Origin of the sequence: Marinobacterium sp. YM272, assembly GCF_050908845.1 — a bacterium.
GTDB lineage: Bacteria > Pseudomonadota > Gammaproteobacteria > Pseudomonadales > Balneatricaceae > Marinobacterium_D.
This window is the reverse complement of the sequence record NZ_CP194171.1, coordinates 13,269-26,560: the sequence shown is the minus strand read 5'-3', so window position 1 is coordinate 26,560 and position 13,292 is coordinate 13,269. Positions and strand designations below refer to the sequence as shown.

10 protein-coding genes are annotated in these 13,292 nt (G+C 59.3%); 5 read left to right on the top strand and 5 right to left on the bottom strand.

The features are described from left to right. Positions 1–132 precede the first annotated feature (132 nt). From ACQUQP_RS00105 to ACQUQP_RS00095, 3 genes are read right to left on the bottom strand one after another with little or no spacing between them, the layout of a single operon-like run. Positions 133–714, bottom strand: coding sequence for an NTP transferase domain-containing protein (locus ACQUQP_RS00105; RefSeq protein WP_432696811.1), 582 nt, complete (start codon positions 712–714; stop codon positions 133–135). Between the two features lie 30 nt (positions 715–744). Further along, a complete protein-coding gene (gene cobA / locus ACQUQP_RS00100; protein ID WP_432696810.1) occupies positions 745–1,626 on the bottom strand; it encodes a uroporphyrinogen-III C-methyltransferase in 882 nt (293 codons plus the stop codon). Next, the gene (locus ACQUQP_RS00095) at positions 1,613–4,267 is read right to left on the bottom strand and encodes a nitrate reductase (RefSeq protein ID WP_432696809.1); all 2,655 of its coding nucleotides are present in this window, start codon (positions 4,265–4,267) and stop codon (positions 1,613–1,615) included. Before ACQUQP_RS00095 ends, cobA begins: the two co-directional genes overlap by 14 nt. Before the next feature lie 707 nt (positions 4,268–4,974). Here ACQUQP_RS00095 and ACQUQP_RS00090 point away from each other — a divergent pair. From ACQUQP_RS00090 to ACQUQP_RS00070, 5 genes are all read left to right on the top strand, one after another. After that, the gene (locus tag ACQUQP_RS00090) at positions 4,975–6,366 is read left to right on the top strand and encodes a CmpA/NrtA family ABC transporter substrate-binding protein (protein WP_432696808.1); all 1,392 of its coding nucleotides are present in this window, start codon (positions 4,975–4,977) and stop codon (positions 6,364–6,366) included. Between the two features lie 51 nt (positions 6,367–6,417). After that, positions 6,418–7,422: an ABC transporter permease gene (locus ACQUQP_RS00085; RefSeq protein WP_432696807.1), complete on the top strand. Its 1,005-nt coding sequence runs from the start codon at positions 6,418–6,420 to the stop codon at positions 7,420–7,422. Positions 7,423–7,434: 12 nt separating this feature from the next. Then, the gene (locus ACQUQP_RS00080) at positions 7,435–8,298 is read left to right on the top strand and encodes an ABC transporter ATP-binding protein (RefSeq protein WP_432696806.1); all 864 of its coding nucleotides are present in this window, start codon (positions 7,435–7,437) and stop codon (positions 8,296–8,298) included. 25 nt (positions 8,299–8,323) lie between these two features. Next, positions 8,324–9,538: an NAD(P)/FAD-dependent oxidoreductase gene (locus ACQUQP_RS00075; RefSeq protein WP_432696805.1), complete on the top strand. Its 1,215-nt coding sequence runs from the start codon at positions 8,324–8,326 to the stop codon at positions 9,536–9,538. A 171-nt stretch (positions 9,539–9,709) separates the two neighbouring features. Continuing rightward, positions 9,710–9,901: a hypothetical protein gene (locus tag ACQUQP_RS00070; RefSeq protein WP_432696804.1), complete on the top strand. Its 192-nt coding sequence runs from the start codon at positions 9,710–9,712 to the stop codon at positions 9,899–9,901. Positions 9,902–10,267: 366 nt separating this feature from the next. Here the strand turns inward: ACQUQP_RS00070 and ACQUQP_RS00065 are convergent, their stop codons facing one another. Together ACQUQP_RS00065 and ahpF are read right to left on the bottom strand one after the other, a co-directional pair. After that, positions 10,268–11,401: a cytochrome-c peroxidase gene (locus ACQUQP_RS00065; RefSeq protein ID WP_432696803.1), complete on the bottom strand. Its 1,134-nt coding sequence runs from the start codon at positions 11,399–11,401 to the stop codon at positions 10,268–10,270. A gap of 301 nt (positions 11,402–11,702) precedes the next feature. After that, a complete protein-coding gene (gene ahpF, locus ACQUQP_RS00060) occupies positions 11,703–13,274 on the bottom strand; it encodes an alkyl hydroperoxide reductase subunit F (RefSeq protein WP_432696802.1) in 1,572 nt (523 codons plus the stop codon). Between the last annotated feature and the right edge of the window lie 18 nt (positions 13,275–13,292).

The window sequence follows — 13,292 nt, the reverse complement described above, 5'->3', positions numbered from 1 at the left end:
GCCTGTGTAAATCCAAGTTTCTATCCCTAACGGCATCCTGCCGTTGCTGCACTCCCTGCAGCGCATGTCGCTATGATCCCACCGCATTGTGCTCAGGCCTATAGGAATTTTTCCTAAAATGCCCGGAATCGGTTAAATACGGTTCAGGTTAAGTAGCGGCGCATCCGCCAGTTCCACCGCCACATGGGGCAGGGCATCGATGGCCCGCATCAGGCGCTGTTCGCCGCTCTCACGTATGAATGTCAGCAGCGGTTGTCTAAGCGAGCGGGGCAGCAGTGCATGCAGCGGATGATCACGTCCGTCGGCGCGCAGGTAGACCCAGTGGTCCGGGTAGGTCTGGCTGATCTCGACCAGGGTTTCAAGCTGCGTCTGGCCGATGCCGGGGCTGTCGCAGGGCAGGATAATCAGGTCCTCATCGGGCAGCTGTGGCAATAGCTCACCGAGGGCCCTGAGCGGGCCGGGAAAACTGTCATCGGGGTCCGAGATAAGCGGGTAGCCAAAGGCCGCGTAGGCGTCGTGGTTGCGGTTGCAGTTGATATAGATCCGGTGACAGAGCGGCTCCAATGCAGCCAGTGAATAGCTCACCAGGGGGCGCCCTTCAAAGTCGATCAGCCCCTTATCCTGCCCGCCCGTGCGGCGGCCGCGACCGCCGGCCAATACCAGCCCGGTCAACTCGTTTTGAGTCTCTTTTGTCGTGTTGTTCGCGTCTGACACGGTAGTTCCCCAGAAAGATCGCGCCCATTGTCAGGCGACCTCCTGTGCTCTGGCAAGTGATATCGCCTGCGCCCGGGCGGTGCGGGTCACCTCGCCGACAATAATCAGGCTGGGGGAGCGGAACTGTGCCTCCCGGGCTTTATCCACAATGCAGTCGAGAGACGCAAGCAGGTTACGCTGATCTGCTCGGGTGCCGTTCTCGATCAGCAGAATAGGCCAGTCGCCGGGTAAGCCCTGTTTCTGCAGCTCCGTGGTAATGGTGGGCAGAGCCTCCAGACCCATGTAGAACACCAGGGTTTGATCCCTGCGTGCCAGTGCTGCCCAGTCGTGGCTGAGATGATCGGCATGATGGGTAGCGGTGACGAAACGTACCTGGTGGGCACTGCCCCTATCGGTCAGCGGGATACCTGCCGCGGCGGCGCAGCCCGATGCGGCGGTGATGCCGGGGACAATCTGCCAGGGAATGCCGGCGCTGTTAAGTGCCTCGATCTCTTCCGCCATGCGGGCGAAAACCGCCGGATCTCCGCCCTTCAGGCGCAGCACGGTTTTACCGCGGCTGGCCTGCTCCACCATCATCGTGCCGATTTCCGCCTGGGGAACGCTATGATCACCGGGTGCCTTGCCCACGTAATAGCGTTCGGCATCGGCGGGGATCAGGTCGAGGATATCTTCGCCGACCAGGCGATCGTAGATCACCACCTGGGCTGCGCGGATCAGCCGGTCGGCTCGCACCGTCAGCAGGTCTGCCGCACCGGGGCCGCAGCCGATCAGGTGCACCTCGCCAGGCTTGCCTGTTGATTTGCGACCGGCCTTGAAGGCGGTGTTTATCGGTGTGTTTGTTTTGCGCCGGCCCAGATCGATGATGCGGTTGAAAGTCTGCGCCAGTGGGTTGAAGCGGTTACTCAGAAACATGTTCGGCTTCCTTGACGCTGTTAGCGATCAGCGACTTAAGTTCGGGGAGGCAGGAACCACAGTTGGTTCCGCATTTGAGTTGTTCGCTCAGCTTTTCGGCCGAGTCGCTGCCGGCGTTGATCGCCTCAAGAATCGCCGGTTCGCGTACCTGGAAGCAGCTGCAGATCACGGCGCCGCAGGGTTGAGCGCCCGGTGCGCGTGCCGCCAGAAGCTGGCGTCGTGTATCCTGGTTGAGCGAACCCAAGGCGAACTGTGTGTCGAGCCAATCCAGGTCAGGCAGATTGTTGTCGCGCTCGACCAGTAGCACCCAGTCGAGACGATCTCCGGCGAATCCACAGGCGCGGAAACGGCCTTCAGCCTTATCTTCCAGTAGCAAATCGGGTGTTGAGCCAAGCTGTTCGTCACACCAGGCGGCCCAGTCGGTGACAGCGTCAGTGTCGGCCAGGCGGAAGCTGGTGCAGTACTGCAGTGGCGCCCGGCTCCAGTATTGCGCGCGGGGGGCGCTCGCAGCGCGGCTCAACAGCCGTGCCTGCCATCGAGTCTCGAGTCGGTGGATGCTCGCCACACCCTGTTTGGATTCGGGCTGGCCCGATACCGGGTCCACCACCGCATCGATCAGATTGCCGCTGATCGCATTGCCGCTGAACTGCTCGTTCCAGTGCATAGGGATAAAGAGTTCACCGGGGCGCTGTGACTCGCTTAGCTGTGCTCTGGCGACGTAGCTGCCCTGCTTGCTCTCAAGGACGGCGATATCGCCACTGGCGATCTTGAAACGCTTTGCATCGCTGGGATGAAGCTCGATAAACGGCTCGCTTCGGTGCTGCAGCAGACGGGCAGCGCGGCCGGTACGGGTCATGGTGTGCCACTGGTCCCGGAGCCGACCGGTGTTAACCACCAGTGGACAGGTTTCGCTGGGCTGCTGTTCAGGCAGACGAGGTTCTATCGGCAGCAGGCGCGCTTTGCCATTGGGGGTGAAAAACTGACCGTTGGCAAACAGGCGCGTTGTTCCTTTCGGGGCGCAAGCGTTTACCGGCCACTGTATGGGGGTAAGTTCATCGTATTCAGTGTTGCTGATCTGTGAGAGCCCGCTGATATCGAAGCCCCGCTTGCCGTCGTTTTCAAACCCGGAGAGCGCGGCGTGTTCGCGAAAAATGGCTGCCGGGCCGGAATAACTGAATGGTTCGGTAAAGCCCAGTCGTTTGGCGACCTCACAGATAATCCACCAGTCGTTTTTTGCCTCGCCCGGTGCCGAAATGAGCCCGCGCTGGCGCGAGATGCGCCGCTCAGAGTTGGTGACGGTGCCATCTTTCTCGCCCCAGGTGGTGGCGGGCAGGGCGATATGGGCCAGCTCCACGGTGTCGGTCTGTGCCATGCATTCGGAAACAATCACCAACTCGCATTGCTCCAGCGCTTTACGCACCCGGCTGGCCTGGGGCAGGCTGACCACCGGGTTGGTGGCCATGATCCAGACCGCCTTGATCTCGCCACGCTCGATAGCCGAGAACAGGTCCACTGCTTTCAATCCCTCCTGACGGGCAATAGTCGGTGCCTGCCAGAAGCGCTGCACGCGATCGATGTTCTCGTCGTTGGAAAAATCCATATGCGCGGCCAGCTGGTTGGCCAGGCCGCCCACTTCACGTCCACCCATGGCGTTGGGCTGACCGGTCAGCGAGAAGGGGCCCATACCGGGTTTGCCGATGCGGCCGCTTGCCAGGTGGCAGTTGATGATGCTGTTGACCTTGTCGGTGCCGCTGCTGGACTGATTGATCCCCTGGGAGAAAAAGGTCAGGACCTTTTCGGTGTTGCAGAACCACTCCACCAGGGTTTCCAGATCCCCCTCCGGTATATCGGTCAGGCGGGCCGCTGTGGCCAGGTCAGGGGCGCTGTGGCGCGCCGCTGCGAGTGCTGCATCCAGGCCTTCGGTATGCTTATCCACATAGACCTGGTCGACCTTGCCGCGTTTTTCCAACTGCACCAGGATCGCATTGAAGATCACCGCATCACTGCCCGGTTTCAGCGACAGCTGCAGGTCGGCCAGCTCCGAGGTGGCGGTGCGACGCGGATCGATCACGACCACGCGCAACGCGGGGTTGGCTTGCTTCGTCGCGGCCATGCGCTGGAACAGGATCGGGTGGTTCCAGGCCGCATTTGAGCCCACCAGCACCATCAGGTCGGCGTGATCGATATCCTCGTAACTGCAGGGCATCAGGTCGCCACCGAAGGCGCGCTTGTAGCCGGCAACGGTGGAGGACATGCACAGGCGTGAATTGGTATCCACATGGCTGGAGCCGATAAACCCCTTCATCAGCTTGTTGGCCACGTAGTAGTCCTCGGTCAGCAGCTGGCCGGAGAGGTACATGGCAACCGACTCGGGTCCATGCTGCTCGATAACCGAACTGAGACGAGCGGCAACGCTGTCGAGCGCTTGGTTCCAACCGGTTTCAACGCCATCGACCCGGGGCTGGATCAGTCGGTCGTGCTCTCCGGTGGTTTCGTGCAGCGCGCTGCCTTTGACGCAGAGGCGCCCCTGGTTGGCGGGGTGTGTCTCGTCACCGGAGACGGCGATGATCTGCTCATCTCTGATTTCGGCGCTGACACCGCAGCCAACGCCGCAGTAGGGACAGGTTGTGTTGTTGCTCATCTTTAGGCCCCGCAAAAAAAAAGCGCCTGAACCTCGAGCCTGCCTTAGCAGGGGGAGATTCAGGCGCCTTTGCCATCTATCGAAAACGTCCGAAGACTTTTCCGGAAAATTGTTTAACCACTTACTTGTCGAAGAAACTGCAAGTCTGGTGCCATCAATGGGCGCGTATACAATTCAAAGGCCTAGCTGAGGTGTTCGCCGATTTTCTCGGTTTTTACGCATTGCTTGGAGGCGTTATGCACTCAAGTGGTGCGGAATCAGGCCGGTGAACCGTTCATTACGGTTTATGCTATTCATGGCCGGTAATTGACGCTTTAGGCATATAAAGATGGGAGTGGTTATTTGTGCTGGTTCTGAGGGCAGCGGGGTAGTCAGCATTCCTGGACAGTTGCTCTATTTTTGATCAAAAAAACGGAGAAACTGCTTGATGTCGGTGCAGGTTCGCGAAGCCACACAGGCATGTTTGAGGTTGGCTTTTATTTATCGGATTGTTTTTAAAGGAATAAATAAGAATTGGCACGAGCTTCGCTTTAGCTTTTGCAAATCGAGGCGTGTCGGCTTTTTCTTCCAGATCGACGACACCGCCACCGAATGCTCGTTTAGAGCCTGACAATTAGCGAATACGGCAAGGGCGCCGTTCCTGTATCACAGACCGAGGTCTGGGGTGTGGGAGCGGCGCCCTTTTTTGTTTCTGGATAGGAGTTGTTATGAAAAAGACCCTGAACCGTCGTTCTCTGTGCAAGCGTGTCCTTCTGGCTGCTTCTGTCAGCCTGGCCTCTGCTTCCCTGTCACTTCCAGCTCTGGCCGAGGTGGGCTATGCCGAGAAAGAGGAGTTGAAATTCGGCTTCATCAAACTCACCGATATGGCGCCGCTGGCGATCGCCTACGAGAAGCAGTACTTCGAGGATGAAGGGCTCTATGTGACCCTGGAAGCCCAGGCGAACTGGAAGGTGCTGCTGGACCGCGTCATCGACGGCCAGCTGGATGGCGCTCATATGCTCGCCGGTCAGCCGCTCGGTGCGACCATCGGTTTTGGTACCAAGGCCGATATCATTACCGCGTTCAGCATGGATCTGAACGGCAACGGCATCACCGTTTCCAACGATATCTGGGAACAGATGAAGCCCAATATCCCGGTCGGTGAAGATGGCAAACCGGTGCACCCGATCAAGGCGGATTACCTCAAGCCGGTTGTGGATAAGTACAAGGCCGAGGGTAAACCGTTCAACATGGGCATGGTGTTCCCGGTCTCCACCCACAACTATGAGCTGCGCTACTGGCTGGCGGCCGGTGGTATTCACCCCGGTTACTACGCACCGGCCAAGGGCGACACCAGCGGCCAGCTTCAGGCGGATGCGCTGCTTTCCGTTACCCCGCCGCCGCAGATGCCGGCGACCATGGAAGCCGGCACCATCTACGGTTACTGCGTCGGTGAGCCCTGGAACCAGCAGGCGGTGTTCAAGGGGATCGGTGTGCCGGTGATCACCGACTACGAGATCTGGAAAGACAACCCGGAAAAAGTGTTCGGTGTCTCCAAAGAGTGGGCCGAGAAGTACCCCAACACCCATATCCGCGTGGTCAAGGCGATGATCCGCGCCGCCAAGTGGCTGGATGAAAACAACAACGCCAACCGCCCCGAAGCGGTAGAGATTCTGTCCCGCCCGACCTACGTGGGCGCGGATGAGGAGGTGATCGCCAACTCCATGACCGGCACCTTCGAATATGAGAAGGGCGATGTGCGTGACGTGCCTGACTTTAACGTCTTCTTCCGCCACAACGCCACCTACCCGTACTACTCCGATGCGATCTGGTACCTGACCCAGATGCGCCGCTGGGGCCAGATTGCCGAGCCCAAGCCGGACAGCTGGTACATGGATATCGCCAAGCAGGTGTACCGCCCGGATATCTACGCCATCGCTGCGAAAGAGCTGATTGCCGAAGGCAAGATGGATGCGTCTGAGTTCCCGGATTTCGACTCTGAAGACGGTTTCAAGGCGCCGCAGACCCAGTTTATCGATGGCGTGACTTATGACGGTCACAAGCCCAACGAGTATCTCGAGAAGTTCAGCATCGGCCTCAAGGGCGAAGAGCAAATCTAAGCTTCGGAGCAGCCCTCCGGGGCTGCATATCCGGGGGAGGAGAGTTTACCCATGACTAGCATTCGTATGGCATTGGCCGGAGTTTCCAGCATCGCCGGTGTGAAATCCAACGATACCCTGGGCAGCTGGTTCAAGCGTGCGCTAGGGGCGCTGGGGCTGCCGCTGCTTGGCCTCGCCGTGTTCCTGTTTATCTGGCAGGCCGGCGCCAAGCAGATCGACACCTCGCTGGGGCAGTTTCCGGGACCGACGCAGGTCTACGAGCAGTCGGTGGCGCTCTATGCCGAGCATGTCAGTGAGCGTGAGCGGGAGACGGCGTTCTATGAGCGTCAGGAGCAGCGCAATGCCGATCGCGTCGCCAAGGATCCGGATTATGTGCCGAAGATTCGCGACTACACCGGCAAGCCGACCTTCTTTGACCAGATCGGTACCAGCCTGGTGACCGTGTTGGCCGGCTTTGCCATCGCCGGGATCATCGCTATCCCACTGGGGATCTGCATCGGCCTGAATGCATCGCTGTATGCGGCGCTGAATCCGATTATCCAGCTGTTCAAGCCGGTATCGCCCCTGGCCTGGCTTCCGCTGGTGACCATGGTGGTCAGTGCCGCTTACGTGACCGACGACCCGATGTTTGCCAAGTCGTTCCTGACTTCCCTGTTTACCGTCGCGCTCTGCTGTCTCTGGCCCACGCTGATCAATACCGCCGTTGGTGTATCCGCCGTCAGCCAGGATCTGCAGAACGTCAGCAAGGTGCTGCGCCTTAGCTGGATGACCCACGTGATCAAGATCGTGCTGCCGTCGTCGGTGCCGATGATCTTTACCGGTCTGCGCCTGTCGCTGGGTATCGCCTGGATGGTACTGATCGCCGCGGAGATGCTGGCGCAGAACCCGGGCCTGGGCAAGTTCGTCTGGGACGAGTTCCAGAACGGCAGCTCCGACTCCCTCGGCCGCATCATGGTGGCGGTGCTGGTGATCGGCCTGATCGGCTTCCTGCTCGATAGGGTCATGTTGCTGCTGCAGCGCCGTGTGTCCTGGGACAAAAATGCAATTACCCGTTAAGGAGGGCTCAACATGTCTAAGCATCTCGAACTGACCGGTGTCTCCATCGAGTTCCCGACGCCGAAGGGCTCCTTCAAGGCGTTGGATAACGTAAACCTCAAGATCGCACGGGGTGAGTTTGTTTCGCTGATCGGCCACTCCGGCTGCGGTAAGTCCACTGTGCTCAATATCGTTGCCGGCCTGTACCAGTCCACCACCGGTGGTGTGGTGCTGGATGGCAAAGAGGTGAACGAGCCGGGCCCTGAGCGTGCCGTAGTGTTCCAGAACCACTCGCTGCTGCCCTGGCTGACCGCCTACGAGAACGTGGAGCTGGCGGTGAAGCAGGTGTTCAAGGGCAAGAAATCCAAGGCCGAGATGAAGGCCTGGATCGAGCATAACCTGGAACTTGTCCACATGACCCACGCCATGCACAAGCGCCCGGATGAGATCTCCGGCGGCATGAAGCAGCGCGTCGGTATCGCCCGCGCGCTGGCCATGGAGCCCAAGGTGCTGCTGATGGACGAACCCTTCGGCGCGCTGGACGCACTGACCCGTGCACACCTTCAGGACTCGCTGATGGAGATCCAGAAGGACCTGAACAACACCGTGATCATGATCACCCACGATGTGGATGAAGCGGTTCTGCTGTCCGATCGCATCGTCATGATGACCAACGGACCCGCGGCTACCGTGGGCGAGATCCTGGATATCGAACTGGAACGTCCCCGTAACCGTATCCAGCTGGCGGACGATCCCCAGTACAACCATTACCGCCACGAAGTGCTCAGCTTCCTTTATGAGAAGCAGCGCAAGGTGGAGGATATCGGTCAGCACCGCAGTCAGAAGGCTGCCGGCGCGAGCCAGGAGGCTGCGGAAAAAAAGCAGGCCCGGGCTTAAGTGACGGATAAGGAAGGATAAGGTCATGAGAAAGCAGGTCGATCTGCTGATCATCGGTAACGGCATGGCGGCTAACCGGCTGCTGCAGGAGTTGTGCAAACAGCCGAACCGGCCCGAGTCGATCCTGGTCATCGGTGAAGAGCCCAGGCCCGCGTACAACCGGGTGCTGCTGTCACCGTTTTTGGCCGGTGAGCTGGGTGCGAGTGACGTGGAGCTTAACGAAATCGACTGGTACGCAGAGCAGGGGATAGAGCTGCTGTGTGGCGATCCGGTCCTGGAGGTGGACCCGGCCACGAGACTTGTCAGAGCGGCGGGCGGAAAGGTGGTTCGGTATCGCCGGCTGGTGTTTGCCACCGGCTCCCGTTCTGCGATGCCGGAGATGCCGGGGATCGAGCTTGACGGTGTGATGGGCTTTCGAACCTGGGCGGATGTGGAGCAGCTGCAGGCCCGGGCCGCCAGAGGCGGGCGCGCGGTCGTAGTCGGTGGCGGTCTGCTGGGGCTGGAAGCCGCTGAGGGCTTGAGAAAGCTGGGCATGCAGACCTGCGTATTGCAGCGTGGTCCCTGGCTGTTGAACCGCCAGCTGGACAGGAGCGCAGCCGGGTTGCTACAGGCAACGCTGGAAGAGCGCGGCCTAAAAATATTAACCGGCGCAGGCATCGAAATGCTGCAGGGAGACCGGGGGCGCGTCAGCCAGGTGATGCTCAAGGATGGTCAGATGCTGGACGCCGACCTGGTGGTGGTCGCTGCTGGCATCACGCCGGAAACTGCTCTGGCCAGGGAGGCAGGTCTTAGCTGTCACCGGGCGATCGCTGTGGATGCGCGGATGCGCACCAGCGATGAGCGGGTGTACGCCCTGGGCGAGTGCTGTGAATTCCAGGGGCAGACCTATGGTCTGGTTGCACCGATCTGGCGCCAGGCTGAGGTGCTGGCGCAGGTATTGAGCGGTCAGGAGCACGAGTATAGCGAGCAGCCCATAGCGACCCAGCTAAAGGTGAGCGGTATCTCACTGTTTTCCTGTGGCGAGATCGATGCCAAGGACGCTCAGGCGATCGAGTACCTGGATCTGGCGCAGCGAGAATATCGTAAACTCTGGCTCAACGAAGGGCGTCTTATCGGTGCCGTACTTTATGGTGATACCCGCTTAGGTCCCGGCTATTTCGATGCCTTGCTGGCGCAGCATAACCTCTCTGGACAGCGCGAATCCCTGCTGTTTGGCATTGAAAACGACAGGGTTGCCTGAGAGCCCGACAGGCAATATCCGGCGGGTCTAATAAAAGCAGCAGGCTGGCTGATAGTTGAATTTATCTAAACTAAGGATGAAGAAAGGATCGTTTTAACTCAGCCAGGTGGCTCCGTATCATAGGCCTCAAGTTAGACATTCAACGAAAGTCGAATCCAAAGAGGTGTCATCATGGCTGAACAAAATCTTACTACTGCTGAAATCGCCCGTCGCAACGGTTGCGAAGATCCGATCGTCCTGGCCCAGATCGAGCGCGCTGAATACATCGCTGAACTGATCCACGGTCTGACCAGCTGGGTTTCTACCAAGGTTTCCCAGGTTGCTCACGAAGTTACCGCGCTGTTCCACCGTCACGCTCACTGACCGGTAGAACAGCCCCTCCCCAGGGCTGGGGACAGAATAATAAAGCCCTTGCTCTTCTTTTCTGCGCGCCTTGACGGCCGCACCGCGTAACACCACTGGCTTCAGTATCTGCTGTATCTCTGCTTTATATCTTAAAAACTGTTATTGCCTTGCACTGAGGACGTTGTCAGGTTGCCGCTGGACGGGCGTGTGACGTTTGAAGGCTAGCGTTTGTATCTATCGTTCTGCTTCCGTGCCTGAATCAATCGGCGTCCTACAATGGTCGCGATGTATGATTTCCCGTAGCAGCAGCGACCTCGCCGCGATCATCCGCGGTGGTTTTGAATAACCGCTTTACCGGGTTCAATCGGCGCGAGGGCGAGCTTCCTACTGCGCTTCGTAACGTTGGTCGGTCAGGGTTTTCATAAAGGCGACCAGGGCATCGACGCGGCGATCATCCAGGGCAGGGGCGTCCTTCAGGATCTCTTCCGACAGGTTGCGGTTCACCTCGGCGTCGTTCCAGGCATTACCGGTTTCCGGGTTGATCGCCCGGGCCGGATTGCGGCTGTTGTAGTGGTCATAAAACAGCACCACGGTACGTAGATCCTCAAAGACGCCGTTATGCATGTAGGGGCCTGTGACCGCCACGTTGCGCAGGGTCGGCACCTTGAATTTGCCGTCACGGGTCGGGTCATCGATGCTGGCGTTGGCCGAAAGACCCAGGTCAGTATCTCGCTCAAGCGCCGGGTTCACCGGTACGCCGATGTTGTGGTAGCTGTAATCGGTGAATGTCTCCCGCTTGTACATCGGCGTCTGGCTGAGCTGATGACACTGGTTGCAGTTGGTGAACTGCTGGGAGAAGAACAGGGTGCGGCCAAGCTCCTCCTCGGCGGTCATCTCGTATTCGCCACGCAGGTAGCGGTCGTATTTCGAATCGAAGGGCGAGAAAAATTCGGTCTGCTCAAACGCCTCGATGCTGTCGCCAAGGGCCTGGTAGGCACGCTCCGTATCGCTCAAAATTGCGGCGTCAAACAGCCTGGCGAAACTCTGCTGATAGTAGGCGTCCTCGCGCAGCCGCTCGATAATCGCTGCCTTGCTGGTCATCCCCATCTCCGCCGGGTTCAGCGGTGGTCCCATGGCCTGATCGGCTAAGGTTGCGGCGCGGCCATCATGAAACTGTCCGCCCTTGTAGCTGCCATCTTCGCTCTGATGGAATTCAGGGGAAAAGGCGGCGTAGCTGGCGGTGGGCGCATTGCGGCCGCCGTGGGAGCTGCCATCGTCGCCAAGCGAGTCAGGGGTGCCCTTGGGATCCACGAATCCGCTGGCAGGATCATGGCAGCTGGCGCAGGACTGGGTGCGGTTTTTTGACAGGTTGACGTCGAAATAGAGCCGCTGACCCAGCTCGGCCAGCGTTTCTGCGCCCTGGGTTTGCGCGGTGCCGCTACCTGACTGGCAGCCGGCGAGCAGTGTACCCAGTAGCACAGTCGCCACCAGTGGAGCTCTGTTGCGATATAACTTCATGAGTCGCCCTCTATACCTGCCAATACGCCTGCCCGGCACGCGCCTGATCGGGATGAATAACCTGACAAAACGTCAAGGTAATTACAAATGATACATATTATCAGTCGCATTACAAAGTGGAAGACGGCCTGGCCTGTTGCAGGTCAAACATTCAGGCCTGGAGTTGATGCGAGCGCCTGAGGTAAAGGGGTGAGCTAAGGGGTGAGGCTGGGGCGTTGGAAAGCGCTGAGCTGTGGATAAAAAGAAGCCCCGGCCTAAAGCCGGGGCGGGTGTGGTGCCGGGATCTCCAAGTCAGCTGGGCTCAGGCAGCTGCCTCGTCCTTCTCCGGTACCGACTCGCGAATCAGGTAGTCGAAGGCACCCAGTGATGCGGTGGCGCCGGCTCCCATGGCGATAATGATCTGTTTGAACGGCACGGTAGTCACATCACCTGCGGCGAAGACGCCCGGCATGGATGTTTCACCCTTGGCACCGATCTCGATCTCGCCAAATTTGGACAGCTCCAGATCGCCCTTGAGCCATTCGCTGTTCGGTACCAGTCCGATCTGGACGAAGATACCGGCCACATCCACGTCGTGGGATTCGCCGCTGGCACGGTCGGTGTAGGTCAGACCGGTGACACGTTCGCCATCGCCGTTCACCTGGGTGGTAGCGGCTTCCTTGATGATCCTGATGTTCGGCATCGATTCCGCCTTGCGCACCAGTACTTCATCTGCGCGCAGGGTGTCGCCGAATTCGAGTACGGTGACATCCTTGACGATACCGGCCAGGTCGATAGCCGCTTCGATACCGGAGTTGCCACCACCGATTACTGCCACGCTCTTACCCTTGAACAGAGGACCGTCACAGTGCGGGCAGTAGGCCACGCCCTTGCCGCTGTACTCTTTCTCACCGGGGACGTTCATCTGTCTCCAGCGGGCACCGGTAGCCAATACTACGGCGCGGCTCTTCAGGGTGGCGCCACTTTCCAGGTCGACCTCAACCTGACCTTCGCGACGTAACTTAGAAGCTTTCTGCTCGGTGATGATATCCACGTCGTAATCGCGGACATGCTCTTCCAGGCTGGCAACCAGCTTGGGGCCTTCGGTGTACTTGGTGGAGATGAAGTTCTCGATCCCCACCGTGTCCATCACCTGGCCACCGAAACGCTCGGCGACGATACCGGTACGGATACCTTTACGCGCAGCGTAGATTGCCGCCGCGGCACCGGCCGGGCCACCACCGACGACCAGCAGGTCGTAGGGTTCTTTCTCGGACAGCTCGGCAGCCTTGCGCTCGGCGGCGCCGTCGTCGACCTTGTTCAGGATCTCCGGCAGGGTCATGCGGCCCTGGCCGAAGGCTTCGCCGTTCAGGAACACACTGGGAACGGCCATGATGTTGCGCTCGCTCACCTCATCCGGGAACACGCCGCCGTCGATCATGGTGTGAGTGATCTTCGGGTTCAGCGTGGCCATCAGGTTCAGCGCCTGAACCACGTCCGGGCAGTTCTGGCAGGAGAGCGAGATGTAGGTCTCGAAGTGCAGCTCCTTGTCCAGTGCCTTGATCTGTTCGATCTGATCTTCAGCCACTTTCGGCGGATAGCCGCCGTTCTGCAGCAGGGCCAGTACCAACGAGGTAAACTCGTGTCCCATCGGGATACCGGCGAAATGAACGCGAGGAGTCACACCCTCGGGGGATACCGCCATGCTCGGTTTGCGAGCGGCGTTGCCCTCTTCGTTCAGGGAAATTTTGTCAGACAGAGGGGCGATCTCCTGCGCCAGTTCGCGCAGCTCTTTGCCCTTGGCTGAGTCGTCTGCAGACAGGGTTATCTCAATCGGAGTAACCAGCGCCTGCAGATAGGAAGTCAGTTGCTGTTTCAGGTTTGCATCCAACATGAGCCTGTCCTGCATTGG

Excerpts from the sequence above, each read along its gene's own strand:
- cobA (WP_432696810.1), bottom strand. The coding sequence starts at position 1,626 with ATGTTTCTGAGTAACCGCTTCAACCCACTGGCGCAGACTTTCAACCGC.
- ACQUQP_RS00095 (WP_432696809.1), bottom strand. The coding sequence starts at position 4,267 with ATGAGCAACAACACAACCTGTCCCTACTGCGGCGTTGGCTGCGGTGTC.
- ACQUQP_RS00090 (WP_432696808.1), top strand. The coding sequence starts at position 4,975 with ATGAAAAAGACCCTGAACCGTCGTTCTCTGTGCAAGCGTGTCCTTCTG.
- ACQUQP_RS00085 (WP_432696807.1), top strand. The coding sequence starts at position 6,418 with ATGACTAGCATTCGTATGGCATTGGCCGGAGTTTCCAGCATCGCCGGT.
- ACQUQP_RS00080 (WP_432696806.1), top strand. The coding sequence starts at position 7,435 with ATGTCTAAGCATCTCGAACTGACCGGTGTCTCCATCGAGTTCCCGACG.
- ACQUQP_RS00075 (WP_432696805.1), top strand. The coding sequence starts at position 8,324 with ATGAGAAAGCAGGTCGATCTGCTGATCATCGGTAACGGCATGGCGGCT.
- ACQUQP_RS00070 (WP_432696804.1), top strand. The coding sequence starts at position 9,710 with ATGGCTGAACAAAATCTTACTACTGCTGAAATCGCCCGTCGCAACGGT.
- ACQUQP_RS00065 (WP_432696803.1), bottom strand. The coding sequence starts at position 11,401 with ATGAAGTTATATCGCAACAGAGCTCCACTGGTGGCGACTGTGCTACTG.
- ahpF (WP_432696802.1), bottom strand. The coding sequence starts at position 13,274 with ATGTTGGATGCAAACCTGAAACAGCAACTGACTTCCTATCTGCAGGCG.